General features: G+C 54.6%; 22 protein-coding genes and 1 tRNA gene. 14 read left to right on the top strand and 9 right to left on the bottom strand.

Annotated elements, in window-relative coordinates:
- Positions 1–10: 10 nt before the first annotated feature.
- The 5 genes from GOX61_RS09265 (at position 11) to GOX61_RS09285 (ending at position 6,500) form a co-directional block, all read left to right on the top strand.
- Positions 11–1,744, top strand: coding sequence for a sensor histidine kinase (locus tag GOX61_RS09265; RefSeq protein WP_170333079.1), 1,734 nt, complete (start codon positions 11–13; stop codon positions 1,742–1,744).
- Positions 1,741–2,970 carry a sigma-54-dependent transcriptional regulator gene (locus GOX61_RS09270; protein WP_170333081.1) on the top strand — a complete coding sequence of 410 codons (1,230 nt, stop codon included), beginning with the start codon at positions 1,741–1,743 and terminating at the stop codon, positions 2,968–2,970. Before GOX61_RS09265 ends, GOX61_RS09270 begins: the two co-directional genes overlap by 4 nt.
- A 359-nt stretch (positions 2,971–3,329) precedes the next feature.
- The gene (locus GOX61_RS09275) at positions 3,330–4,331 is read left to right on the top strand and encodes a DctP family TRAP transporter solute-binding subunit (protein ID WP_170333083.1); all 1,002 of its coding nucleotides are present in this window, start codon (positions 3,330–3,332) and stop codon (positions 4,329–4,331) included.
- A 115-nt stretch (positions 4,332–4,446) separates the two neighbouring features.
- Entirely contained in the window at positions 4,447–5,124 is a 678-nt protein-coding gene (locus GOX61_RS09280; protein WP_170333085.1) for a TRAP transporter small permease, read from the top strand.
- On the top strand, positions 5,124–6,500 hold the full coding sequence (locus tag GOX61_RS09285; RefSeq protein WP_155141998.1) for a TRAP transporter large permease: 1,377 nt from the start codon (positions 5,124–5,126) through the stop codon (positions 6,498–6,500). Before GOX61_RS09280 ends, GOX61_RS09285 begins: the two co-directional genes overlap by 1 nt.
- Before the next feature lie 56 nt (positions 6,501–6,556).
- Here the strand turns inward: GOX61_RS09285 and GOX61_RS09290 are convergent, their stop codons facing one another.
- Positions 6,557–7,366 (bottom strand): hypothetical protein, encoded by an 810-nt coding sequence (locus tag GOX61_RS09290; protein WP_170333087.1) that lies wholly within the window; start codon positions 7,364–7,366, stop codon positions 6,557–6,559.
- 303 nt (positions 7,367–7,669) lie between these two features.
- Here GOX61_RS09290 and GOX61_RS09295 point away from each other — a divergent pair, with 303 nt between their 5' ends.
- Entirely contained in the window at positions 7,670–7,981 is a 312-nt protein-coding gene (locus GOX61_RS09295) for a DMT family transporter (protein WP_155141994.1), read from the top strand.
- A 78-nt stretch (positions 7,982–8,059) separates the two neighbouring features.
- The gene (locus GOX61_RS09300; RefSeq protein ID WP_170333089.1) at positions 8,060–8,506 is read left to right on the top strand and encodes a nucleoside deaminase; all 447 of its coding nucleotides are present in this window, start codon (positions 8,060–8,062) and stop codon (positions 8,504–8,506) included.
- 22 nt (positions 8,507–8,528) lie between these two features.
- Here the strand turns inward: GOX61_RS09300 and tpiA are convergent, their stop codons facing one another.
- Positions 8,529–9,278 carry a triose-phosphate isomerase gene (tpiA, locus tag GOX61_RS09305; protein ID WP_170333091.1) on the bottom strand — a complete coding sequence of 250 codons (750 nt, stop codon included), beginning with the start codon at positions 9,276–9,278 and terminating at the stop codon, positions 8,529–8,531.
- 124 nt (positions 9,279–9,402) lie between these two features.
- On the opposite strand from tpiA, the gene GOX61_RS09310 reads away from it, so the two are divergent.
- Positions 9,403–10,317: an isopenicillin N synthase family dioxygenase gene (locus GOX61_RS09310; RefSeq protein ID WP_170333093.1), complete on the top strand. Its 915-nt coding sequence runs from the start codon at positions 9,403–9,405 to the stop codon at positions 10,315–10,317.
- Here the strand turns inward: GOX61_RS09310 and GOX61_RS09315 are convergent.
- The gene (locus tag GOX61_RS09315) at positions 10,314–10,679 is read right to left on the bottom strand and encodes a HesB/IscA family protein (RefSeq protein ID WP_170333095.1); all 366 of its coding nucleotides are present in this window, start codon (positions 10,677–10,679) and stop codon (positions 10,314–10,316) included. The two genes, GOX61_RS09310 and GOX61_RS09315, sit on opposite strands and share 4 nt — an antisense overlap.
- 210 nt (positions 10,680–10,889) lie before the next feature.
- On the opposite strand from GOX61_RS09315, the gene GOX61_RS09320 reads away from it, so the two are divergent.
- A complete protein-coding gene (locus GOX61_RS09320; protein WP_254436806.1) occupies positions 10,890–11,228 on the top strand; it encodes a hypothetical protein in 339 nt (112 codons plus the stop codon).
- Positions 11,229–11,527: 299 nt separating this feature from the next.
- On the opposite strand, the gene GOX61_RS09325 is transcribed toward GOX61_RS09320, so the two are convergent.
- The 3 genes from GOX61_RS09325 to GOX61_RS09335 form a co-directional block, all read right to left on the bottom strand.
- On the bottom strand, positions 11,528–11,890 hold the full coding sequence (locus tag GOX61_RS09325; protein WP_155141983.1) for an SUF system Fe-S cluster assembly protein: 363 nt from the start codon (positions 11,888–11,890) through the stop codon (positions 11,528–11,530).
- Between the two features lie 96 nt (positions 11,891–11,986).
- Entirely contained in the window at positions 11,987–12,265 is a 279-nt protein-coding gene (locus tag GOX61_RS09330; RefSeq protein ID WP_155141981.1) for an NfeD family protein, read from the bottom strand.
- Positions 12,265–13,155, bottom strand: a complete 891-nt coding sequence (locus tag GOX61_RS09335) for an SPFH domain-containing protein (protein WP_155141979.1) — start codon at positions 13,153–13,155, stop codon at positions 12,265–12,267. Before GOX61_RS09335 ends, GOX61_RS09330 begins: the two co-directional genes overlap by 1 nt.
- Before the next feature lie 175 nt (positions 13,156–13,330).
- Between GOX61_RS09335 and GOX61_RS09340 the strand changes: the two genes are divergently transcribed.
- The 3 genes from GOX61_RS09340 to lon all read left to right on the top strand — a co-directional run bounded on the left by GOX61_RS09340 (position 13,331) and on the right by lon (position 18,058).
- Positions 13,331–14,242, top strand: coding sequence for a nucleoside hydrolase (locus GOX61_RS09340; protein WP_170333097.1), 912 nt, complete (start codon positions 13,331–13,333; stop codon positions 14,240–14,242).
- Positions 14,243–14,305: 63 nt separating this feature from the next.
- The gene (tgt, locus tag GOX61_RS09345) at positions 14,306–15,436 is read left to right on the top strand and encodes a tRNA guanosine(34) transglycosylase Tgt (RefSeq protein WP_170333099.1); all 1,131 of its coding nucleotides are present in this window, start codon (positions 14,306–14,308) and stop codon (positions 15,434–15,436) included.
- A gap of 213 nt (positions 15,437–15,649) precedes the next feature.
- Complete coding sequence (gene lon, locus GOX61_RS09350; protein WP_170333100.1) at positions 15,650–18,058, top strand: endopeptidase La; 2,409 nt, start codon at positions 15,650–15,652, stop codon at positions 18,056–18,058.
- A 55-nt stretch (positions 18,059–18,113) separates the two neighbouring features.
- Here lon and GOX61_RS09355 read toward each other — a convergent pair whose 3' ends face one another.
- From GOX61_RS09355 to GOX61_RS09365, 3 genes are all read right to left on the bottom strand, one after another.
- Entirely contained in the window at positions 18,114–19,700 is a 1,587-nt protein-coding gene (locus GOX61_RS09355; RefSeq protein ID WP_170333102.1) for an APC family permease, read from the bottom strand.
- A 124-nt stretch (positions 19,701–19,824) separates the two neighbouring features.
- Positions 19,825–19,899 (bottom strand) — tRNA-Val (locus tag GOX61_RS09360).
- A gap of 55 nt (positions 19,900–19,954) precedes the next feature.
- On the bottom strand, positions 19,955–20,458 hold the full coding sequence (locus tag GOX61_RS09365) for a hypothetical protein (protein ID WP_254436807.1): 504 nt from the start codon (positions 20,456–20,458) through the stop codon (positions 19,955–19,957).
- Between the two features lie 40 nt (positions 20,459–20,498).
- On the opposite strand from GOX61_RS09365, the gene GOX61_RS09370 reads away from it, so the two are divergent.
- A complete protein-coding gene (locus tag GOX61_RS09370; protein ID WP_170333103.1) occupies positions 20,499–20,681 on the top strand; it encodes a hypothetical protein in 183 nt (60 codons plus the stop codon).
- Between the two features lie 253 nt (positions 20,682–20,934).
- Positions 20,935–24,564: a vitamin B12-dependent ribonucleotide reductase gene (locus GOX61_RS09375; protein ID WP_170333104.1), complete on the top strand. Its 3,630-nt coding sequence runs from the start codon at positions 20,935–20,937 to the stop codon at positions 24,562–24,564.
- Positions 24,565–24,578: the final 14 nt, after the last annotated feature.

The raw sequence follows: 24,578 nt of genomic DNA on the forward strand, positions 1-24,578 counted from the left end.
ACCCTATGTCATGCACAGGTTTTGGATCATTGTCGGGTACTTGTTCGCCGTCGCACTGTTATCAGCGATGGTCTGGTCCTATGGCTACCGTCAAGCGCTCACTCAACTCAGCGAAAAGGCCGAGGCGGATCTTGCGCTGGCATCGGACGGGTTGAGTTCCCAGCTGCAGGTGTATCAGGAACTTGCGGTCCTGATGTCGGATCATCCGGCCCTTAAACAGCTTGATAATCCAGCGGATAAATTTGCCGCACGGGAGTTGTTGCTTGAAGTGGCTGACAAAACCGCGGCCATCGACGTCATCTATGCCGATCGTGATGGGCAGGTTCTGGCCGCCGCTCATGATGTTGTTCAGGGAAATGTGAAGGGCCAACCTGCATTCGAGCGTGCAATGCACGGGGCATTGGGAAGCTCGCATGGTGTGCTCTCGGGTATTGGAAACCGCATATTCTCATATGCTGCGCCTGCTTTTGGTCCTGATGGTCAGGTCGTCGGTTCCGTTATGATCATCGCAGACATCGAAGACGTCGAACGTACGTGGCGCGGCAGTACTGAGGCTGTGTTCTTCATTGACCGAAGCGGCCTGGTGTTCATTTCCAACCGATCCGAGCTTTTGTTCTGGCAGAGATTTGACGGGCAGGTAGGGATCACGCCGCCACATGCAGAAGCGGGGAGCTTCGCCTCGAGCAGGATTGGGCCGCACGAGATTTGGAGCATTGGGTGGGGACCGTACCTGCCGGTACGCGCATTGCACCTGACCCGTGATTTGCCAGTGATCGGGATGACAGGTGAAGTGCTGATGGATATCGCGCCCGCACGGCGATTGGCCGCACTGCAGGCAGCTGCCGTGGCAGCGATCTTTCTGGCATTCGGTGCGCTGCTTTTCCTTGCGACCGAGCGGAGGCGTACTCTTGCGGATGCCAATGCAGTTTTGGAGAGCCGCGTTGCGCAGAGAACGCGAGCTTTGACAGCAGCAAACGTCGCACTCAGGCGTGAAGTGGCCGAGCGTCAGGAAGCGGAAGCCGCGCTGAAGCGAGCGCAGGCTGATCTTGTGCAAGCAGGTAAGTTAAATGCACTGGGCCAGATGTCGGCGGGTATCAGTCACGAGCTAAACCAACCGCTTATGGCCATTCAGCAATTCGCTGACAACGGCGCTGCATTTCTAACGCGAGGAAAGAGTGAAAAAGCCACCGAGAATCTGGGGCGAATTTCGGAAATGGCCGCCCGTATGGCGCGGATCATCAAAAACCTTCGCGCATTTGCGCGCAATGAAAGCGAACCAATGGGCAAGGTGGATCTGGTGCAGGTTATCAGAACCGCAGTGGAGCTCACCGAGCCCCGTTTGCATGCTGATGGGGTCACACTGGACTGGCGCCCCAATACCAAGCCCGTCTACGCTTGGGGCGGGGAGGTGAGGTTGGTGCAGGTATTCGTGAACCTGATCAACAATGCGGCTGACGCGATGAGTAATCAGGAAGAGCGTCTTATTCGCATCGCCATAGACAACGGAGAACGGCTGGCGGTCACTGTTCGGGACATTGGTCCAGGTATCGAAGAGCCAGAGAAGCTTTTTGAGCCATTCTATACCACCAAGGCGGTAGGTTCTTCCGAAGGAATGGGGCTTGGCTTGTCGATTTCCTATGGCCTTGTCCAAAGCTTTGGCGGAAACATTCGTGGTACGAATGCAAGTTCCGGCGCGATTTTCACGGTCGAGCTTGAATATTTCAAAGAGGACAAGGCCGCATGATCAAAAAGGTGCTTTTGGTCGACGATGATGCGGCAGTTCGAGAAGCATTGTCGCAAACTCTGGAGCTTGCAGATTATCACCCTGTTGCTGCAGGTTCATTCGTAGCAGCCAAGGATCACATCCGCCCGGATTTTGCCGGCGTAGTTGTCTCGGACATCAGGATGCCGGGGCGGGATGGGTTTCACCTGCTATCTTATACCCGAGAGATCGATCCGGATCTGCCAGTCATCCTTCTGACGGGTGAAGGGGATATCCCGATGGCCGTTCAGGCAATGGGACAGGGTGCTTTTGACTTTCTGGAAAAGCCCTGTGCCGCAGCAGATCTCTTGGCAGTGTTGGAACGCGCGTTTGCCAGCCGAACCGCGATTCTGGAGCAGCGCGCGTTGAAAAGTGAGCTGGAGCGCGGAGATCCTGCTGCGCGTTTGCTATTTGGACTGTCTGCTCAGGCCGAAGCACTTCGAGATCGAGTTAGAAGCGTCGCGCCAACAGGCGCAGAGGTTCTTGTGACAGGGCCACCGGGCAGCGGCATTTCCAAGGTTGCCGAAGTGGTGCACCTGATGTCTCCGCGTGGACAAGGCCCGTTTGTCAAACGCCCAGCAGCAGGATTGTTGGCCGAAGACCTCCTGCGCGTTTGCGAAGATGCAGCGGGTGGCTCTTTGTTTCTTGATGAAGTTTCCGCAATGCCGGAAGCCACGCAATATGCAGCGCTGGAATTGATAGAGCAGGGTGCCGGGGTAAGGATTGTCGCCGGTACGACCGCAGATCTGGCAGAACTGTCATCGCAGGGCGGGTTCCTCGCCGACCTTTTTTATCGTCTTGATGTCATGCGCGTGCGCATCCCGTCATTGGCGGAACGTCCCGAAGACATACCGGTGATCTTTCGCCATTACGTGGCTCAGGCCGCTGAACAAGCTGGCATCGCAGAACCCGAGGTCAGTTCTGAACACATGGCATCCCTCATGGCGAGTGATTGGCCGGGCAATGCAAGATCACTGATGTCGGCAGCAATGCGGTTTGTGCTGGGAATGCCTGAGGAGGTTACCCAAGCTGCTGATCTGGGGCTGAACGAACAGATGGCACGGGTTGAACGTTCTCTTCTGATTGCGGCGCTTGGGCGTCACAATGGTAAGGCGTCTGAGGCTGCCAAAGCGCTGAAACTGCCGCGTAAGACCTTTTACGACAAATTAGCGCGTTACCAGATTCGGCCGGAAGACTATCGCCGGTAACCGCACTGTTCCTATATCCTTAATACATATTTTCATAAGGTTAGGTGGGGTAAGCTACCCGACCTGCGTTTGGAGCAATGAAAAATTCACGGTTCGATTCGCGGATGTGATTCGAGGTTGTGCGAAATTCCGCACAAATCTTGATTGTGGTGTGCGGGATTTCGCACATGCCTACAGCGCTATCAGTCTTTCCCGTTCGGGTGCATCCCCTAGTGCATTGATAAATAACAACTTAAATCAAGTTCGACATAGTTGAATCAAAAAGTTGAGCGATAACTCCCGATTCGTTTCACTTCGCGTCATGCGACGCTGATCCAGTGTCCAAAAGAAGTTTCAAGGAAGTCCGGGAGGAAAAACGAATGAAGTTCCTGACAACGGCTGCAACCGCACTTGCGCTGTCTGTAACTGCAACGGCGGGCATGGCGGCCTGTGATGACGGTGAGATTGTCGTCAAGTTTGCGCATGTTACCAACACTGACAAACACCCCAAAGGTATCGCTGCTTCGCTGCTGGAACAGCGCGTCAACGATGAGATGAACGGCGTGATGTGCATGGAGGTCTATCCGAACTCCACACTTTATAACGACGACAAAGTCCTCGAAGCGATGCTGCAGGGCGACGTACAACTGGCGGCGCCTTCGCTGTCCAAGTTCGAGAAATTCACCAAGCAATTCCGTCTGTTCGATCTGCCCTTCATGTTCAAGAACATCGAAGCTGTTGATGCGTTCCAGGCATCGGCAGATGGTCAGGCGATGAAAGACAGCATGCAGCGCCGCGGCCTGCAAGGTCTGGCTTTCTGGCACAACGGCATGAAGCAGATGTCGGCCAACAAGCCTCTGGTTGACCCCTCGGATGCGGATGGCCTGAAATTCCGCGTTCAGTCTTCGGATGTTCTGGTTGCTCAGATGGAAGCCATCGGCGGTAGCCCCCAGAAAATGGCGTTCTCGGAAGTTTACGGCGCGCTGCAGCAGGGCGTTGTGGACGGGCAGGAGAACACCTGGTCGAACATCTACGGCAAGAAGTTCTTCGAAGTGCAGGACGGCATTACGGAAACCAACCACGGCATCATCGATTATCTGGTCGTGACATCTGTGGACTGGCTGGACAGCCTGGATCCAGAAGTGCGTGATCAGTTCCTGACAATCCTTTCTGAAGTCACGGAACAGCGGAACAAAGAAGCCTTTGCCGTGAACGAAGCCGCCAAGGCATCGATCACCGACACGGGTGCCATCATCCGCGAGCTGAACCCAGAACAGCGTCAGGCGTGGGTCGATGCGATGAAGCCTGTCTGGGACAAATTTGCCGATGATGTAGGTCAGGACAAGATTGACGCTGCACAGGCAATCAACGCCGGGTTCTAATCCCGGTTCAAGACCGCGCCGTCCAGGGACTGGGGAGTTGTGGACGCGCAGGTCAGGCGGGCCGATACAGGCCCGCCGCATTCCACTCTCATCATAAAAATATGGGGACAATGAGATGTCTGGTGCGAAATCCGGCCCATCGGGGCTGGTCGACCAAATCGAAGAAACCCTGATCGCGTTGCTACTTGGCCTGATGACGGTCATCACATTTGCCAACGTGATTGCGCGGTTCGTCTTTAATTCCAACATTCTCTGGGCACTGGAACTGACCGTATTCACCTTTGGGTGGCTTGTGCTGCTGGGGGCATCCTATGCGGTCAAGAAGCACGCTCATCTGGGTGTGGACGCAATCCTGAACATGCTGGCACCTGCGCCTCGCCGGATAATGGCGCTGGTGGCGGTTGCATGTTGTTTGGCATTTTCGCTTCTGATGCTCAAAGGAACTTATGACTATTGGGCGGTTTTCGCCGACCTGCCACCTACATCGGGCAGATGGTTCCCGACAGGGTTCGACACCGGCGCGCGCAGTCAGAGCTTTTATGAAGTCGATGACATTCCGATGATCGCTCCGCTGCGCTTTCTCGAAGACCTCATCAATTATGGGGAATACTACGAGAAACTGCCCAAAGTGATGCCTTATCTCGTTCTTCCCCTGTCGATGTTGTTGCTGGTCATTCGTTTTGCGCAGGTCGCTGTTCAGATCTGGCGCGGAGAAACGGATCGCCTTGTCGCAAGCCATGAAGTTGAAGACGAGATCGAAGAGGTCCGGGCTCAGCAAGGAGAGCATGACTAATGGACGTTGTAATTCTATTCTCCATGGTCATCGGCCTGCTGCTGATCGGTGTTCCGATCGCGGTTGCACTGGGTCTCAGCTCGACCCTGTTTCTGCTGATGTATTCCGACAGTTCACTGGCATCGGTCGCCGGTACTCTGTTTGAGGCGTTTGAGGGACACTTTACGCTGCTGGCTATCCCGTTCTTCATCCTGGCGTCGTCTTTCATGACGACCGGTGGTGTGGCCCGCAGGATCATCAGGTTCTCGATTGCCTGCGTGGGGCATTTGCCCGGTGGTCTGGCAATTGCGGGTGTGTTTGCCTGTATGCTGTTTGCTGCACTGTCCGGTTCGTCCCCGGCGACAGTTGTTGCCATCGGATCCATCGTGATCGCCGGGATGCGGCAGGTAGGTTATTCCAAGGAATTCGCTGCTGGCGTGATCTGTAACGCGGGCACACTCGGGATTCTGATCCCTCCGTCCATTGTGATGGTGGTCTATGCCGCTGCTGTCGAAGTTTCGGTTGGCCGGATGTTCCTGGCTGGTGTCATCCCGGGATTACTGGCTGGTCTTATGTTGATGGTCACCATCTACGTCATGGCCAAGGTCAAGGACCTGCCAAAGGGAGATTGGAAGGGCTGGGGTGAGATCTTTGTTTCGGCACGCGAGGCCGGCTGGGGCCTGTTCCTGATCGTGATCATTCTTGGCGGGATCTATGGGGGTATCTTTACCCCAACTGAGGCTGCTGCTGTTGCAGCGGTGTATGCATTCTTCATCGCAAGCTTCGTCTACAAGGACATGGGGCCGCTCAGCACAGCAGAAGGGACACAGAACCTTTCGCTGCTGAAGAAACCATATGCGCTGATCACTGCATTCTTCCATCCCGATACCAAACATACGCTGTTTGAAGCCGGAAAATTGACCGTGACGCTGTTGTTCGTCATCGCCAACGCGCTCATCCTCAAGCACGTTTTGACGGATGAACAGGTGCCGCAACATATCGCTGAGGCGATGTTGTCTGCAGGGCTTGGGCCGATCACGTTCCTGATTGTGGTCAACGTGATCCTGTTGATCGGTGGTCAGTTTATGGAGCCTTCAGGCCTGCTGGTCATCGTCGCACCGCTGGTTTTCCCGATCGCAATCGAACTGAATATTGATCCGATCCATCTGGGTATCATTATGGTGGTGAACATGGAGATCGGGATGATCACACCTCCGGTTGGATTGAACTTGTTCGTGACCTCGGGCGTTGCCGGGATGCCAATGATGCGCGTCGTCAAGGCCGCGCTGCCCTTCCTGGCTGTACTGTTCGTCTTCCTGATCATGGTCACCTACATCCCATGGCTTTCGACATTCTTGCCGAACACGTTCATGGGGCCGGAAATAGTGACAAACTAGGAAATCACGTTCCGTATTCAGGGCCGGTTTAAAACCGGCCCTGACTGTTTGAAAGATCAGCTGCCATATTTTTGCAGATAATCGGCCACCCAGCCGATACCACCGTAGGCGTGCCGCCGCCCGATACTCCAATAGCCGATATCGTCATTCACCAGCTCATCGGGGTTTGGCCGGCCATGAAAGATCACGATCTTCGGCCGGTCTGGAAGTTTGCGATAGGTCTTAAAAATCAGGCCAAAAGGCCAATAGGGCACCAGATGGACAAGCCCGATGCACCAATTCTTGGGATAGCACTTGCGCTTGTAAGCCAGTTTGGACACGTAGTTCTGGTCATTCCCATATTCGTTATGATGCTTTGCTGCATCGAAATCATCGTACAAATGGAATTGCTCGGAAGGAACGAAACCAACGACCGAGGAATTCCCCCGTGTAACCTGATTCATGAACCCCGGAACCAGATCCCAGAATGCAGCCGGGATCATGCGCCAGAGCAAACCGCGGAACTTGGGCATCAGGTACAGACCGCCCTTATCCCGAACTATTTTCAACAATGGTGTCAGATCGCCTGTCACCATGATGTCGAGATCCAGAAACAGCGCTGCATCATATCCTTCGACGATACGTCTGTCGAACATGAGGACCTTTGGAAACTTGCCATATTCCCAATTGGACTGGGCCATCTGAGGGAAGTCGAGGGGGCGGCATTTGATCCCCGAATCCAGACCTTCGAAATTGTCGGTTATACAAATGAAGTCGTGATCGACCTGCAGATGATCGCTGACCGCACGATGGAGCATGTTGACATATTCGTTGCCATACATCGTACCCCACTTCATGCAGACAACGCAGAACTTCTGACGCGACATGCTCTGAGCCTCTTATGATCTCATTCTTCAAAACGGCCTGTTTTCCGCGCCTTGCGGGGTTCAGACTCAAACTTTTTGGGTGTCTAACATCAAAATATTGTGTTCGTCCAAGATTGATTGATGACGGCTACTTTGGGGCCCCAATGTTCCTTGGTATCAGGACGTAATAGTCTCGGGTTTCGCAAAGCTTTGTCGCTTGCTGACCTTGCAATTTCGGTTTCTGTTTATAACTGAAGAGCAGAGGACGACCTCCCCATCACGGGATATCATTCGGGACGACCCGAGCTGATTTGAGGTCTCTTCATGCCTTGGATTTATCTTCTTTTTGCAGGTCTGCTCGAAATCGTTTGGGCTGTAGCCATGAAGCAGTCGGCGGGTTTCACACGTTTGTGGCCCACCGCTATCATGGGTGTTTCAATGGTGGGGTCTTTTGGCTTATTGGCTTTGTCGATGCGCACGCTGCCGCTTGGGACGGCCTATGTGATCTGGACCGGGATCGGCGCGGTTGGTGCATTCCTCGTGGGTGTGATGCTTTTGGGTGAAGCGTTGACGCCAATGCGCATTTTGGCGGCTGTCTTGATCGTGGTGGGGTTGATCACGATGAAGCTGGCCTGATGTCTGATGCAACCTGCCGTTGACCGCTGAGCGGGTATTCGGCAGGCTGCACTGAAAGCCATTGGAGCCGTACCACTCATGCTGAACGAAACTGACGCACAAATGCTGCGAATTGCCTATGAAGAAGCCAAAGCTGGTTTTGACGAAGGTGGTTGCCCGATCGGTTCTGTTCTTGCGCGTGCAGGGCAGGTGGTTGCGCAGGGCCGCAATCAACGTGTGCAGAAGGGCGATCCTATCGCTCATGGTGAGATGGATGCCCTGCGCAAGGCCGGGCGGCAAAAAAGCTATCGCGACACCGTGCTTTATACTTCGCTGTCACCTTGCATGATGTGCGCAGGTACCATCGTTCAGTTTGGTATTCCGCGAGTAGTCATCGGTGACACTGTGAATTTCGGGGGCAATGAAGAGTTTCTGCGTCAGCGCGGGGTTGAGGTCATCCTGGCGGAAGATCCTGATTGCATTGCCTTGATGCGGCGCTTCATCGACGAGAAGCCCGAGTTATGGGCAGAAGATATAGCTGAATAAGGCCGTTCGATCCTTGAAGCGGTTACGCGCCTTCGAGTGCGCGAATGATGCCCGAGAAATCCTCTGCCTTCAGGCTCGCACCACCAACCAGTGCGCCATCAACATTTGATACACCAAAGATCTCGGCCGCGTTGGAGGGTTTAACCGAGCCACCGTAGAGAAGCCGGACAGAGCGACCCACGCCCTCACCAAAGCGGCGCTCCAATCGCGCACGCATGAAGTCGTGAACCTCACCGATTTCTTCCAGCGTAGGAACTTTGCCGGTGCCGATTGCCCAGATCGGCTCGTAAGCCACCACGAGGTTTTCGCCAGTCGACTGATCCGGAATTGAACCGGACATCTGACCGCCGATAATATCCAGCGTGTTCGCCGCCTCACGTTGCTCAAGGCTTTCCCCAACGCAAATAATTGTAGTCAGGCCTGCATCCATTGCCGTGCGTGCTTTGGCCCGAACATCTTCGTTTTGCTCACCGTGATCTTCACGACGTTCAGAGTGACCGAGAATGACCGAGTTGGCACCTGTATCTTTCAACATTTCAGCACTTAGATCGCCTGTATGCGCACCAGAGGTGGCTGCGTGACAATCCTGTCCGCCGACAGCGATTCCAGTATGGTGAACCGTTTGAGAGGCCCGGTGCAGCAAAGTGGCCGGAGGGCAGATCAGGATGTCTACGGACGGATCCGGAAATGTATGAGCCAGTGATTCCAACTCGGCCAGCGCAGGTCCGGTGCCGTTCATCTTCCAGTTGCCTGCCGCCAGTTTGCGCCGCATGTCGGTATCTCCCTGATCTTTTTAATGTCTTTAAGCCAGTTAACATCGTGCGCGGGTGCTGACAATTCCGCTTGCGAAAGGAATGTCTAAACGGCAGTTTGCCCGCGCAAAAGGTAAGAGCAGAATGATCGATAATCTTGACCTCAAAAAACTGGATTTGCGCGATCCGGTAGAACTGAACCGATTGGCAACTGCAGTAAGCGAAGTTGGTTTTCTGACCATTAAAAATACCGGGCTGGATGCCGAAAGGATCGGTCAGCTAATTGATGCCTATCGAAATTTTTTCCGCATGCCAGAAACGTTCAAACGAAGCGTAGATATGGCACGCACCGGGGCGAACCGAGGGTGGGGTGCGCCACAATCTGAACAGGTCGATCCAAATGCAAACCCCGACTACAAAGAGGTGTTCGATTGTGGGTACGAGTTACCCCCAGGCAATCGCTATACCGGCAGTGGTTTGAGCGTCTATGCACCTAATCTCTGGCCAGATGGTCTGTCGGAGTTTCGGGAGACTGTTCAAAGCTATTATGCCGATGCATGTGGTGTTGCGATGCGAGTTCTCCGGGCGATCGCTGTTTCTCTGGGGCGTGACGCGGCAAGCTTCGATACCGCTTTTGACACTCCGATGGCTTTGTTGCGTGGCAACTTTTATCCGGAACGCCCTGATTGGGCAGGAGAAAAAGACTTTGGGATTGCTGCACATACAGACTATGGCTGCCTGACATTATTGGCGACCGACGGAAACTCTGGCCTCGAAGTTCAAATGCCAAATGGCACATGGGAAGGCGTGAATGCCGCGCCGGGAACTTTTGTGATCAACTTTGGTGAGATGCTTGAGTTCTGGACGGCCGGGCAGGTCAAGGCAACGTTACATCGGGTCAGGGGCGGGCAGGAAGAACGCATATCTGTGCCGCTGTTCTTTAACCCATCTTATGACACCAACGTAGCCCCACCGGGTTCCGACAGGTCGATCAGCGCCGGAGAACACCTGACCCGCCGGTTCAATGAAACCTATGTCCATCTGCAGGAAAACGCTTAGCGCTGAACAGCCAGGTTTTCGTCGAATTTGATGGATTCACCGCAGCCACATGCGTCGACGACATTCGGATTCTTGAACTTGAACCCGGACTCCAGCAGGGAAACCTCGTAGTCGATTTCGGTCCCGAACAGGAACATTTGCGCCATCGGGGCAATCATGACCTTTGCGCCATCCTGTTCGACCACTTCGTCGTTCGGATCGGCCTCATCTACGTAGTCCATGGTGTATTCCATGCCTGCGCATCCGCCCTTCTTGACGCCAATGCGCAACCCGGCATGCCCACCTGATGTCATCAGGCGAACAATCTGCTCTGCAGCCTTTGGCGTTATGGTCACGGCTTGTTTGCCGGGAATGCCGAACATAGTGGTCTCCGTTGTCGCGCGTTGTATCCAATTTAAGTCTGACACCGGTCGGGCTCAAGAGAGAGCATTCAAGTTGGCTTAACTTTCTTAGTATGTGATCGAATTCCTTTTCTTGCATCAACGTCACGTGTCACATTAGCGTGGCTTTAAGCTTCTTTCGTGGAGGCGATATTTTGAAGGCAGTTTGTCGAAGAAGAGGCGGTTTTAGAGATGGAACAAAAAGTAGTGACACAGGTGGCGCGTGCATTGGCAGGACTGTCGTGCCTGGCATTGATTGGAATGGCCAGCACCGCATCGGCAACAGGTGCCGAGAAGACCCATCCCGTCAATTGCGCCACGGCAGAAGGTGACCTGCGTGCGATCGCAGCGGAAAAGAAACATGCTGAGGATCAGCAGGCTGAAAGCGTTTTTGCGATTACGCCTGCCGGTGCATTGCTGGGATTGGTTTCCGGTACTGAAAACAAGAGACTGGAAATGTTATCAGGGGATTACGTCAAAAAGCTCGACGAACGTTCTGCTGAAATCAAGGAGACTTGCGGGATAAAATGATATCGCGCGACTGCTGGCTAGGGTCAAAAAAAGGACCGCTCTCGGGCAAGAGCGGTCCTGAATTCCGGGCTCGCCTTCCAGGGGGATAGCAAGCGGTCACTGAGCCCACGCACCAAATAAACTCTGCTTACGTATCAACGACATGTGCGTCAGGACCGATTGCCCGTCGCGGACGAGATACTTGCTCAGGCGGTGCAGTTAAGTTGTCCGATTTCTATGTGACAGAAATCCCAAGAAACGGTAACGCACAGATTACCGTTTTATGACAAGGGCCTGTTTTTTGTGGATAAATGCGTATCCTACATGAAGCCAAGCTCGAGGCGGGCTTCGTCCGACATCATTTCCATTCCCCAGGGTGGTTCCCAGGTCAGTTCAACGTCGACTTCCTTTACACCTGCTACTGGCTCGATCGCCTCGACGATCCAACCGGGCATGTCGCCCGCAACCGGACAACCCGGAGCGGTTAGCGTCATGATGACTTTGACGGCATTATCTTCGGCAATATCAATCGTATAGATCAAACCCAGATCATAGATGTTTACCGGAATTTCCGGGTCAAACACTGTTCTGCAAGCCTCGACCACTGGATCATACAGTGGGTGTTCCACGGATGAAGGCGCAATCAGCGGCGTACCTTCAAGATGTTCACTTGGGTGGGTCATTGAAGCCTCGGGTCTGTTACCTGAGAATTTATATAGGGAAAGCCTTAGGCAGCGTCCAGAGGGGCAATGGCGCCCGAAACCGGGCGCCAAAGCAATTTAGTCGTTAATGTCGTGGTTGAAGGTTTTCACCTGTCCATGCGGTAGGGCGAACATGCGGCGCAATACCAACCACGCGACCAGCGACAGCACTGCGAAGATCAACAGCAAAATCGGGAGCGATGGTGTAACCCCAGGGATGATCAGCAGTATCCCTGTGATGGCCGCCCCGATTGCAAAGCCCAAAAAGATGAACCCGGGCAGAATGACCTCAAGAATACCGACTGCGAGAGCTCCGGCCAACCAGAGCCACCAGGTTAGCCAGAAGGGATCAGCCATCATTTGCCTCCTTTCAGCATTTTGAAGGCGTCACCAAACGCTTCAAGTGCATTCGCAGGAACAACGATGGTTTGTTTGCCGGTGCCGTTACCCAATGCGTTCAGCGATTCAACCTGTTTCAATGCTACCTGATATTGCGCAGCCTCGATGCCATTATCCTGAATGGCCTTGGCCACAACACCGGTTGCATAAGCTTCGGCTTCGGCCTGAATACGGCGGGCCTTGGCGGTTTGTTCGGCCGCATAAAGCTCGGCATCGGCATGAAGCTCGACTGCGCGTTTCTGACCTTCTGCTTCGGTAACCTGCGCACGACGGGCACGTTCTGCATTCAGCTGCTGTAGCATTGCGTCACGAGTTGCCTGGTCCAGGTTCACGTCCAGAATCTCGGCACGGGTGACTTCGATCCCCCAGTCATCGACTGCGGTTTCCACGCTTTCTTGAATGCGGGTAATCAACTGCGCACGGTTCGACTGAACTTCGTCGAGGTCCATCTTACCAATTTCGGCACGTACAATACCTGCCACGGTGGTCGCGATAGCGCCGTCTACGTCACGAATGCGGTAAACTGTCTTTTCCGGCTCAAGAATGCGGTAGAAGACCGATGTATCGATCTGTACCAGAACGTTGTCCTTGGTGATTGCGTCCTGTGTAGCATTCGGCAACTGGCGTTCCAGAATGGATATCTTGTGACGCGCAACATCCAGAAATGGAACAATAAAGTTAATGCCCGGGCCAAGCACCGAATGCAGTCGCCCGAACCGTTCGACCACATATTTTTCGGATTGCGGAACGATTTTGATGCCTTTCAGGACGACAATGATGATCAGCACTGCCGCCAGAAGGTAAATTATGTTTGATGTGAGCAGTCCGATAATCTGGTCTTCTGTCATATCTGTCCTCGTTTATTGTGTACGACGGTATACATCTGGGGATTGAGTCGTGAATTTTCAACTCTGGTATGGATGGAATGCGACCGGAATCATATGCGTGAAATCGGTAAAGTAGTGGGGAATTTGTTGTTTGTGACCGCTTTGCATCCCGATCTGGTTGCGCTATCGGGGCGGGATGAAACTGATTATCGACACTGATCCCGGCATCGACGATGCGATGGCCATCGCATATGCTGCTGCAGCTCCAGAAATTGACCTGATTGGTCTGACCACTGTGTTCGGCAACACTCATGTCCATCAGTCCAGCAGAAACGCCCGTTTTCTGGCGGATAAACTGGGGCTGAGTATTCCCGTGGCCGAAGGGGCGTCCGTCGCTCGTCATGCTGAGAGTCATAGCCCGTCCGAGCATGTTCACGGACCCGAGGGCTTTGGCGATCTGACCGATATTCCGCAAGTAGGTGAGAACCACCACCTGAATGCCGCCGAATTCCTTGTTGAGATGGCGCAGCGGCACAAAGACGAGTTGGTTGTTTGCGCCGTTGGCCCCCTGACCAATATCGCTGATGCGATGCAGCTGGATCCGGGGTTTGCCGGAAACATCCGTCGACTGGTCATCATGGGTGGAGCTGTTTATTGTCCGGGTAATATCACGGCGCATGCCGAAGCGAACATCTATCATGATGCGAAAGCGGCTGATGAGGTCTTTTCCAACCCACCCGAAACGGTTCTGGTAGGCTTGGATGTAACGCTCAAAACCCTCTACGAGACCGCAGATTTTGAAGCGCTTGCTCAATCTTCGCCCGATATGGGTAGTTTTCTGCGAGATATATCGCGTTTTTATCTTCAGTTTTATAGGGATATCGGCGGTCTCGAAGGTTGTGGCCTGCATGATTCAACGGCTGTCATCGCCTGCTCACACGAGCCCATGTTCGATACAGTGGAAACAGGCCTGCAGGTCGTCCTTGATGGGGAAGAGTTTGGAGCGACGCAACCTCATCCATCGCGCCCGCCAGTACGAGTCTGTAAAGACGTGGATGGGGCAGGCGTCGTTCGTCTTTTCACCGAGAGAGTGGCCTCGCTGCCCTGACGGGTTGCAATGGCTGTATAGATCGGGCAAAGCCTGCCCGGTTCAGCGACCCGAGGCGTGCATATGACACAGCAGTTTTCATTCGAACTGAAGGCCACAGACGGAAAGGCCCGTACCGGCGTGATTCAAACGCCAAGAGGCGAAGTGCGCACTCCGGCCTTTATGCCAGTGGGGACCGCTGCCACGGTAAAGGCGATGATGCCTGAAAGCGTGCGAGCCACAGGGGCAGATATTCTGCTGGGCAACACCTATCATCTGATGTTGCGCCCAACGGCCGAACGGATCGACCGTCTTGGCGGGCTGCACAAATTCATGAATTGGGAACGCCCCATCCTGACGGACTCGGGCGGGTTTCAGGTCATGTCGCTGGCTGGCTTGCGAAAACTCACCGAAAAGGGCGTGACCTTCAAATCTCATATCGATGGGTCAAAGCATGAATTGACGCCCGAACGCTCAATGGAAATTCAGCGGCTTTTGGGCTCGGACATTGTAATGTGTTTTGACGAATGTCCGGCGCTGCCTGCAGATCGTGAACGCATCGCTGAATCCATGCGTTTGTCGATGCGGTGGGCTGAGCGGTCGCGCGAAGCATTTGGTGATCGACCGGGTCATGCACTGTTTGGAATCATGCAGGGCGGTCTTGAAAGCGATTTACGCGAAGAAAGCGCTGAAGCCCTGAAAAGCATCGGTTTTGAAGGATACGCGGTTGGGGGCTTGGCTGTGGGCGAAGGGCAGGAAGCCATGTTCTCGTGTCTCGATTATGCACCCGGTTTCCTGCCGGAAGATAAGCCACGATATCTGATGGGGGTCGGTAAACCCGACGATATCGTGGGCGCTGTTGCGCGCGGTATCGATATGATGGATTGTGTGCTGCCGTCCCGATCTGGCCGTACCGGACAGGTCTTTACCCGCCGCGGTGTGGTCAATATCAAGAATGCCCGTCACGCCGATGACCCGCGTCCCTTGGATGAGGCTTGTTCTTGCCCGGCCTGCTCAAATTACTCGCGCGCCTATCTGCATCACGTCTTTCGGGCGAATGAGATGATTTCGGGCATGCTGCTGACGTGGCACAACCTGCACTATTTCCAAGAGATAATGCAGGGAATGCGCGATGCGATCGCGGCGGGCACATTTGACAGCTGGCGGTCAGATTTCCACGCGCAGCGAGAGCAGGGCGATATCGAGCCGATTTAAGGCGCATATGGCGGGTACTTCATTAATTTCGGTGGATATATCCATTGCATGCCTTGCAGTCCCTGAGACCTCGGGTCATTCTGAATCACGACACACGGCGGTGAGGTTGAAATGGGCCACTAAGTGCCCCACCTTTATCGTCCAAGACAGGAGATGGCCAAAGGTTGCCTGAATCAGGGACCGGTGCCGTCTTGCCAATGATAAGGATTGAGCATGCAAGAGCCTCTGAATTCCTCTTACCCAGTACTGCCGCTGCGCGATATCGTGGTTTTCCCGCATATGATCGTGCCGCTTTTCGTCGGTCGCGATAAATCGGTCCGCGCGCTGGAAGAGGTCATGCAGGATGACAAGCAGATTCTGTTGTCCAGTCAGATTGACCCCGGTGTTGATGACCCTGAAATCGACGGCATCTATCGTTCGGGCGTACTGGCCAATGTACTGCAACTGCTGAAATTGCCCGATGGCACCGTAAAGGTGCTGGTCGAAGGGCAAGCACGTGTGCAGATCACCGAGTTTCTCGAAAATGACGACTTCTTTGAAGCGCGCGCCGAGTACCTGACAGAAATCCCCGGCGACGTGACCACGACGCAGGCGCTGTTGCGCACTGTCGCGGATGAGTTCGAGCGCTATGCCAAAGTGCGTAAGAACATCCCCGAAGAAGCGCTGACCGCTGTTGGTGAAACCACCGAACCTGCCAAGCTGGCAGACTTGGTGTCAGGTCACTTGGGCATTGAAGTCGAGCAAAAGCAGGAACTGCTGGAAACTCTCAGCGTCAGCGAGCGGCTTGAGAAAGTCTATGGCCTGATGCAGGGCGAAATGTCGGTTCTGCAAGTCGAGAAAAAGATCAAGACCCGCGTCAAATCCCAGATGGAGAAGACGCAGCGCGAATACTATCTGAATGAGCAAATGAAGGCCATTCAGAAGGAACTTGGCGATGGCGAGGATGGCAGCAATGAAGTTGCCGAGCTGGAAGCCAAGATCGCCGAGACCAAGCTGTCGAAAGAAGCGCGCGAAAAAGCGGAAGGCGAGCTGAAGAAGCTCAAGAACATGTCACCCATGTCGGCCGAAGCGACCGTTGTGCGCAACTATCTGGACTGGATACTGTCGCTGCCTTGGGGCACCAAATCCCGAGTCAAAAAGGATCTGGGTCGTGCGCAGGACATTCTGGACGCCGATCACTACGGTCTCGAGAAGGTCAAAGAGCGGATCGTTGAGTACCTCGCGGTACAGCAGCGTTCGAAAAAGCTGAAAGGCCCGATCCTGTGCCTTGTCGGCCCTCCGGGCGTAGGTAAGACCTCGCTGGGTAAATCCGTTGCCAAGGCCACGGGACGCGAGTTCATTCGCATCTCGCTGGGTGGTGTACGCGATGAATCCGAGATCCGCGGTCACCGTCGGACCTATATCGGTTCGATGCCAGGTAAGATCATCCAGGCGCTGAAAAAAGCGAAAACCACTAACCCGCTCATCCTGCTCGACGAGATCGACAAGATGGGGCAGGACTTCCGTGGTGACCCCGCTTCGGCGATGCTGGAAGTGTTGGACCCGGAACAGAACAGCACGTTCATGGATCACTACCTTGAGGTCGAATATGACCTGTCCAACGTGATGTTCCTGACCACGTCGAACAGCTACAACATGCCTGGGCCTCTGCTGGACCGGATGGAGATCATCCCGCTGGCTGGTTACACCGAAGAGGAAAAGAGCGAGATCGCCAAACAGCACCTGATCGACAAGCAGGTCAAAAACCATGGTCTGAAGGCCAAGGAATTTGAACTGACCGATGAAGCGCTGCAGAAGATCATCCGCACCTATACCCGCGAGGCGGGCGTGCGGAACCTCGAACGTGAAATCGCCAAAGTGGCGCGGAAATCGTTGACCAAGATCATCAAGAAAGAGGCGGAAGAGGTCACTGTGACGCCCGACAATCTGGGTGATTTCCTTGGCGTGCCGAAGTTCCGTTATGGTCTTGCCGAGCAGGACGATCAGGTTGGTGTTGTTACCGGTCTGGCGTGGACCTCCGTTGGTGGTGACCTGCTGCACATCGAGGCGCTGAAACTGCCGGGTAAGGGTCGGATGAAGACCACCGGTAAGCTGGGCGATGTGATGAAGGAATCCATCGATGCGGCATCGTCCTATGTGCGGTCAATCTCGCCTCAGATCGGGGTGAAGCCGCCAAAGTTCGACTCGCTGGATATCCACGTGCACGTGCCGGATGGGGCGACGCCCAAGGACGGGCCTTCGGCCGGTTTGGCAATGGTGACTTCGATCGTTTCGGTGCTGACCGGTATTCCGGTGCGCAAGGATATCGCCATGACGGGCGAGGTTTCGCTGCGTGGTAATGCAATGCCGATCGGTGGCTTGAAAGAGAAGCTGTTGGCGGCTCTGCGTGGTGGCATCAAGACTGTTCTGATCCCGGAAGAGAACGAGAAAGACCTCGCGGATATTCCGGACAACGTGAAGGAAGGGCTTGAGATTATTCCCGTCAAACACGTTTCAGAAGTTCTGGAGCGTGCGTTGATCCGCAAGCCTGAGCCGGTTGAATGGGACGAAGCGGCAGAGGAAGCAGCTGCGGCTGCAGCCAAAGCCACTGAAAGCGCCGGACCCTCTGCGACTGCGCACTAATAGCGAAAGCCAAATCAGAAAAGGCGGGGATAGACCCCGCCTTTTTTTGTTGTGATCAGAACCCAATGACAGGTTTGGTCGGATCCAGTACTTCTTCTTCTGCGATATATCTCTGGAACTTACGGGCAGACAACGCGGATCGAACTGCCAGCGTAAAGATAACGATCGAGAACATCACGCACAGCACGATGTCCCATCCAAATGGGATTTGTTGCAGCGAGCCTTCACCGAACTGACCTAAGTAGGAAATCAGGCCGATGCCTGCGAAGTAGGGCACCAGCCAGAGCGCTTCAGTTACATCCATTTCATCAAGGCGACCGTGAAACCTGATCAGCAGAAGCACCATTCCGATGATCAGCGCAATTCCCAGTCTCCAGACCGTGTCCCAACCGCTCCAGTAGACAATTAGTGTGGCGATTGCGAAAGCTGCCATACCGACCAGTTTCACCGCCGGCACCCGTACCGATCGTGGGTGATCGGGAAGCAGGTTGCGCAGGCAAACGACAGCGATTGGCCCGACTGCAAACGACAGAACGATTGCTGCACCGTTTAGGGCAATGACGGTGGTAAAGGGTACGGTGAGCAGAAAGAGGATGCCGATCAGAAAATTCAGCGCCAATGCCCAGAGTGGTACGCCGAAGGATGACAGCATCTGCAGCCTTTTTGGCAGGAAGCCATTCTGGGACAAAGCCAACGCAATGCGTGCGTTAGAACCCGTCGCAACCAATCCGTTGCCAAACGGTCCTATCACAGATCCAATGTTGAGAAGGCTGAGAAACCAGAGAATGCCGACGGACATTATAATTCCATCCAGGGGTCCCTGAGCACCAAAATCCAGCTTTGCCCAGCCATTGCTGAGCATCGAGGGGTCCAGCGCGCCGATGAACGCGATCTGAAGGCCCAGATAGATCGCGGCACATAGGATAATTGACAGAACGAGAGCGGCAGGGATGGCGAATTTGGGGTTCTTCACTTCACCAGCCATGTCCACTACGTGACGAAACCCGATGAATGAAAAGATCACGCCCCCGGTCGATACCGCGGCCATGATCCCTTTTACACCGTATGGGGCGAACCCTCCGGGTGTTGTAAAATTCTCAACGTTGAAACGGTTGGCGATTAGCAATGCTGAAAGAAGAATTGGAATGGCTACTTTCGCCCAGGTAAGCACTGCATTCACATGAGCAAAGAACTTAACTCCCAGAGCGTTGATTGCGACGAAGAAGAGCATGAAGAATAATGCAACGGCGATCCCTGCACCGGTCAGATCGCCCGAATCTGCGGCGTGCAACCAAGGAGCATAGGGGGCGAGATACTTGAGCATCGCCTCTACTTCGATTGGCGCAGTTGTGTTGTAGCCGATCCAGGCGGTCCAGCCCATTGCCATCGAAACGATGTTTCCGTGCGAAAACTGAGGCACTCGGGCTATGCCGCCGGGTATCGGTAACATGGCAGAGATTTCGGCAAAGGTGATGGCCAGTATAAACATGGCTACCGCGCCGATGATCCATGACAGGATTGCAGCAGGACCAGCGTGTTGAACCGCCAGCAGTGGCCCGAACAGCCAACCGGAACCGATGATACCGCCGACGGAAATAAAGGTCAGACCAACAAGGCCAATATCCCTTTTCAGTTTGGCCATGCGCTACCTTCTGCTGCTATCCGGGTTCGCTAACGTCTGTTAGAATCAGGATAATCAGCCGATTTGCTTTCTGACAAGCTTTTCCGGCATTGAGTGACAGATATCATAGAACTCAAAAGTTGGATGGTGGGTGATAAGAGATTTGAACTCCTGACATCTTCGATGTGAACGAAGCGCTCTACCACTGAGCTAATCACCCGCGCGCTTGGGTCTTGGTGCGGGTCATATGAAGTCGCAAGCGCGAACGTCACAATTCAGCCCTTCACCACAGGGGTTCCACCAAAGAATCGGAACAGCGAGGTCAGCTCCTGATCCAATGCCTCACTTTCCACCGGAACCTTTACCGTCGATCCGTTTTGCTGAGGGATCAGGAAGTACAAATCCGCGTCGACACGATACCCCTGAGAGTTCTTTTCTGAGGACATGCGTCGAACGCTCTGGGGCAATTTTTGTGGGAAGCCATCGTAATTGAGAATCAGAAAAGCTGTGGCGTCAGGTGGCAAAGTTTCCCGACATTCGAATACACCAGCACTGACTTGTGCGAAGTTTTCTCCCGGCCCATCGCAGCTGACTTTGAAGGTGTCGAACAATCGTTTTGGATATTCGCCGAACTGGGCGCTGCGCGACGAAAAGGGTTGTTCCTGTGGTGAGCAGGCCACGAAAATGGCTAGAATGGGAAGTAGACGCAACGACAACATGCTCAACACGAACTCCACTAAAATCTGCCTCTCATAACACCTTATGCCAGACTCATTCATTTCGCGACGATGATTCTCTGACAAGGTCGTTAACAGGGTGATGGATGATGATTTCCCGGTAACTGTGCCGAGAAAAACAGCAAATCAATCTGAGCCCTCCGGTGAGTGGCAGATTTTTGCCAGATGCCAGCCTGTGGAGGAATCGGTGGAAGACCCTTGGGTATGCGGCTGCCAGATTTGGTCAACTAAAAAGATTTCAAAAATGACCAAAAAATGGCGTTGACCTACTATGGGTGTATACGTCAAATTGTGGAGGCCGAATAGATTGCCACTAAATCTGGTATAAAATCAGAGATGGCAGCGGGCGAGGGTCGGAAAGCACACCACACTAACGTGCAACCGTTTGGTCGGTTCCGCGCTGTGAGCAGCAGCGACCGGTCACCTATGCCCAGAATTTTGGCGGCAGGCGGCACCCTGCCTGAAGTGATTTGGTGCCAGTAACCGAAATTGGGTTGATTGAAGCTAGGGCGGCGGACATGAAGATTGAAAGAAAATTTACCAAACCGGGGCGGGATGCATATGCAGAGCTCGATTTTGTGTCAGCCACCTCGGAAATCCGCAATCCCGACGGGACAATCGTATTTCGGCTGGACAACATTGAGGTGCCTTCCAGCTGGAGTCAGGTAGCCAGCGACGTCATCGCCCAGAAATACTTCCGCAAAGCGGGCGTTCCATCCAAGCTGAAAAAAGTAAAAGAGAAAGACGTCCCCGAATTCCTGTGGCGCTCGGTTCCGGCTGATGGCGCGGACTTCGATGGTGAGACCTCTTCCAAGCAAGTGTTCGACCGTTTGGCGGGCGCTTGGGCTTACTGGGGCTGGAAAGGCGGCTATTTCTCGACCGAGGAAGACGCGCGCGCCTATTTTGACGAGATGCGCTATATGCTGGCAACCCAGCGCGCTGCGCCGAACAGCCCGCAGTGGTTCAACACCGGTCTGCACTGGGCCTATGGAATCGACGGCCCCGCACAGGGGCACCACTATGTCGACTACAAGACCGGCAAGCTGACCAAATCGAAATCAGCTTACGAGCATCCGCAGCCGCACGCCTGCTTCATCCAGTCCGTCGATGATGATCTGGTGAACGAAGGCGGTATTATGGATCTGTGGGTGCGCGAGGCGCGCCTGTTCAAATATGGCTCGGGTACCGGGACCAACTTCAGCCATCTGCGCGCAGAAGGCGAAGCGCTGTCGGGTGGCGGCAAGTCTTCGGGCCTCATGGGCTTTCTCAAGATCGGCGACCGCGCCGCTGGCGCGATCAAATCAGGCGGAACAACCCGTCGAGCAGCAAAGATGGTGATCGTCGATGCAGATCACCCGGACATCGAGCAATTCATCGAATGGAAGGTGATCGAAGAGCAGAAGGTGGCCTCGATCGTTGCCGGATCAAAGATGCACGAGAAGATGCTGAACGGCATTTTCGAGGCCATCCGCAGCTGGGACGGCGCGCAGGATGATGCGTATGAACCCAATAAGAACGACAGCCTGAAGAAGGCAGTTCGCGAAGCCAAAAAGGTCGCGATCCCAGAGACTTACATCAAGCGTGTTCTCGATTACGCCAGGCAGGGTCACGACAGTATCGAGTTCCCGACCTACGACACGGACTGGGACTCGGAAGCCTACAGCTCGGTCTCGGGCCAGAACTCGAACAACTCGATTCGCGTAACCAACGCATTCCTGACCGCAGTTGAAAAAGACGCGGATTGGGAACTGATCAACCGGACAGATGGCAAGGTTGCTCGCACCGTCAAGGCGCGGGATCTTTGGGAAAAGGTCGGCCACGCCGCATGGGCCTGTGCCGATCCGGGCATCCAGTTCCACGACACTGTGAACGAATGGCACACTTGCCCCGCAGATGGTGAGATTCGCGGCTCGAACCCGTGCTCGGAATATATGTTCCTCGATGACACTGCCTGTAACCTTGCTTCGATGAACCTGCTGACCTTCCTCAAGGATGGTGAATTCCAGGCGGCGGATTACATGCACGCTTCGCGTCTGTGGACCCTGACACTGGAAATCTCGGTGACGATGGCGCAGTTCCCGTCGAAGGAAATCGCGCAACTGTCTTATGACTTCCGCACACTGGGTCTGGGCTATGCCAATATCGGCGGTCTGCTGATGAACATGGGCTACAGCTATGACTCGGATGAGGGGCGTTCGATCTGCGGCGCACTGACCGCGATCATGACCGGTGTGGCCTATGCGACCTCGGCGGAGATTGCAGGCGAGCTTGGCCCGTTCAAAGGCTATGAGCGCAACGCGGACCACATGCTGCGCGTCATCCGCAACCACCGCCGCGCGTCACAAGGTGTGACCGAGGGCTATGAGAAACTGGCCGTGAAGCCGGTGCCTCTGGACCACGGCAACTGCCCGGACAAGCGTCTGATCGATCTGGCCATGTCCGCTTGGGACGAGGCGCTGAGCCTCGGCGAGAAAAACGGTTACCGCAATGCGCAGGCGACCGTGATCGCGCCGACCGGCACCATCGGTCTGGTGATGGATTGCGACACGACCGGGATCGAGCCGGACTTCGCTCTGGTAAAGTTCAAGAAACTGGCTGGTGGCGGTTACTTCAAGATCATCAACCGCTCGGTGCCTTCGGCGCTGGAAAAGCTGGGGTATTCCTCGTCTCAGATTGAAGAGATCGTCGGCTACGCGGTTGGTCACGGTACTATCGGCAACGCGCCGGGGATCAACCACACCTCGTTGACCGGTCACGGCTTTGGCCCCAATGAACTGGCCAAAGTGGACGCCGCGCTGGAAAGCGCCTTTGATATCCGGTTCGTGTTCAACCAATGGACGCTGGGTGAGGACTTCTGCACCGGCGTTCTGGGCATCCCGGCGACCAAGCTGAATGACCCGACCTTCGACCTGCTGCGCCATCTTGGCTTTACCAAGGCGGATATCGACGCGGCGAACGATCATGTCTGCGGGACCATGACGCTGGAAGGCGCGCCGCACCTGAAGGAAGAGCACTATTCGATCTTCGACTGCGCCAACCCATGCGGCAAAAAAGGCAAGCGTTTCCTTGGGGTTGATAGCCACATCACCATGATGGCAGCGGCGCAAAGCTTCATCTCGGGTGCGATCTCGAAAACGATCAACATGCCGAATGACGCGACCATCGAGGATTGCCAGAAAGCATACGAACTCAGCTGGTCGCTGGGTGTGAAGGCCAACGCGCTGTACCGTGACGGCTCGAAACTGTCGCAGCCGCTGGCCGCGGCGCTGGTCGAGGATGACGACGAAGCGGCGGAAGTGCTGGAAAGCGGTTCGACGCAGGAAAAGGCTGTCGTTCTGGCCGAGAAGGTAATCGAAAAGGTTGTGGTCAAGGAAATGATCCGCAGCCATCGCGAAAAACTGCCCCATCGCCGCAAGGGTTACACTCAGAAGGCGATTGTGGGTGGCCATAAGGTCTATCTGCGCACCGGCGAGTTCGAAGACGGCAAGTTGGGCGAGATCTTCATCGATATGCACAAGGAAGGTGCTGGCTTTCGTGCGATGATGAACAACTTTGCCATCGCTGTATCGGTCGGTCTGCAATACGGCGTGCCGCTGGAAGAGTTCGTCGACGCGTTCACCTTCACCAAGTTCGAACCGGCCGGGATGGTGCAGGGCAACGACTCGATCAAGAATGCGACGTCGATCCTGGACTACATCTTCCGTGAACTCGCCGTGTCTTATCTGGACCGCACCGATCTGGCCCATGTGAAACCCGAAGGCGCAACCTTCGATGATCTGGGCCGAGGCGAGGAAGAGGGCGTTTCGAACGTCTCGGAGATCAGCGATAGTGCTGCGACCAAGTCTTTGGAAGTTCTGAAACAAATCAGCTCAACTGGGTATCTGCGCAAGCGCTTGCCTCAGGATTTGGTGGTCTTCAACGGCGGTCAGGCCGAAGTGAATGGCATGGCTGAAACTGCAGCGCAGTTTGAAGTTCAAAGCGAAACTGCCGTCGTATCCGAGGTGGCAACCGGAATGGATGCCCGCACCAAAGCCAAGATGCAGGGTTACGAGGGCGATCCATGTGGTGAATGCGGAAACTACACATTGGTGCGCAACGGTACCTGCATGAAATGCAACACCTGCGGCGCAACAAGCGGGTGTAGCTGAGGTGTGGATGTGAG

It is taken from the genome of Ruegeria arenilitoris, from assembly GCF_013030265.1.
Lineage (GTDB): Bacteria > Pseudomonadota > Alphaproteobacteria > Rhodobacterales > Rhodobacteraceae > Ruegeria > Ruegeria arenilitoris_E.

Coding starts and splice junctions, on each gene's coding strand:
- GOX61_RS09265 (WP_170333079.1), top strand. CDS start 11: ATGCACAGGTTTTGGATCATTGTCGGGTACTTGTTCGCCGTCGCACTG.
- GOX61_RS09270 (WP_170333081.1), top strand. CDS start 1,741: ATGATCAAAAAGGTGCTTTTGGTCGACGATGATGCGGCAGTTCGAGAA.
- GOX61_RS09275 (WP_170333083.1), top strand. CDS start 3,330: ATGAAGTTCCTGACAACGGCTGCAACCGCACTTGCGCTGTCTGTAACT.
- GOX61_RS09280 (WP_170333085.1), top strand. CDS start 4,447: ATGTCTGGTGCGAAATCCGGCCCATCGGGGCTGGTCGACCAAATCGAA.
- GOX61_RS09285 (WP_155141998.1), top strand. CDS start 5,124: ATGGACGTTGTAATTCTATTCTCCATGGTCATCGGCCTGCTGCTGATC.
- GOX61_RS09290 (WP_170333087.1), bottom strand. CDS start 7,366: ATGTCGCGTCAGAAGTTCTGCGTTGTCTGCATGAAGTGGGGTACGATG.
- GOX61_RS09295 (WP_155141994.1), top strand. CDS start 7,670: ATGCCTTGGATTTATCTTCTTTTTGCAGGTCTGCTCGAAATCGTTTGG.
- GOX61_RS09300 (WP_170333089.1), top strand. CDS start 8,060: ATGCTGAACGAAACTGACGCACAAATGCTGCGAATTGCCTATGAAGAA.
- tpiA (WP_170333091.1), bottom strand. CDS start 9,278: ATGCGGCGCAAACTGGCGGCAGGCAACTGGAAGATGAACGGCACCGGA.
- GOX61_RS09310 (WP_170333093.1), top strand. CDS start 9,403: ATGATCGATAATCTTGACCTCAAAAAACTGGATTTGCGCGATCCGGTA.
- GOX61_RS09315 (WP_170333095.1), bottom strand. CDS start 10,679: ATGTTCGGCATTCCCGGCAAACAAGCCGTGACCATAACGCCAAAGGCT.
- GOX61_RS09320 (WP_254436806.1), top strand. CDS start 10,890: ATGGAACAAAAAGTAGTGACACAGGTGGCGCGTGCATTGGCAGGACTG.
- GOX61_RS09325 (WP_155141983.1), bottom strand. CDS start 11,890: ATGACCCACCCAAGTGAACATCTTGAAGGTACGCCGCTGATTGCGCCT.
- GOX61_RS09330 (WP_155141981.1), bottom strand. CDS start 12,265: ATGGCTGATCCCTTCTGGCTAACCTGGTGGCTCTGGTTGGCCGGAGCT.
- GOX61_RS09335 (WP_155141979.1), bottom strand. CDS start 13,155: ATGACAGAAGACCAGATTATCGGACTGCTCACATCAAACATAATTTAC.
- GOX61_RS09340 (WP_170333097.1), top strand. CDS start 13,331: ATGAAACTGATTATCGACACTGATCCCGGCATCGACGATGCGATGGCC.
- tgt (WP_170333099.1), top strand. CDS start 14,306: ATGACACAGCAGTTTTCATTCGAACTGAAGGCCACAGACGGAAAGGCC.
- lon (WP_170333100.1), top strand. CDS start 15,650: ATGCAAGAGCCTCTGAATTCCTCTTACCCAGTACTGCCGCTGCGCGAT.
- GOX61_RS09355 (WP_170333102.1), bottom strand. CDS start 19,700: ATGGCCAAACTGAAAAGGGATATTGGCCTTGTTGGTCTGACCTTTATT.
- GOX61_RS09365 (WP_254436807.1), bottom strand. CDS start 20,458: ATGAATGAGTCTGGCATAAGGTGTTATGAGAGGCAGATTTTAGTGGAG.
- GOX61_RS09370 (WP_170333103.1), top strand. CDS start 20,499: ATGGATGATGATTTCCCGGTAACTGTGCCGAGAAAAACAGCAAATCAA.
- GOX61_RS09375 (WP_170333104.1), top strand. CDS start 20,935: ATGAAGATTGAAAGAAAATTTACCAAACCGGGGCGGGATGCATATGCA.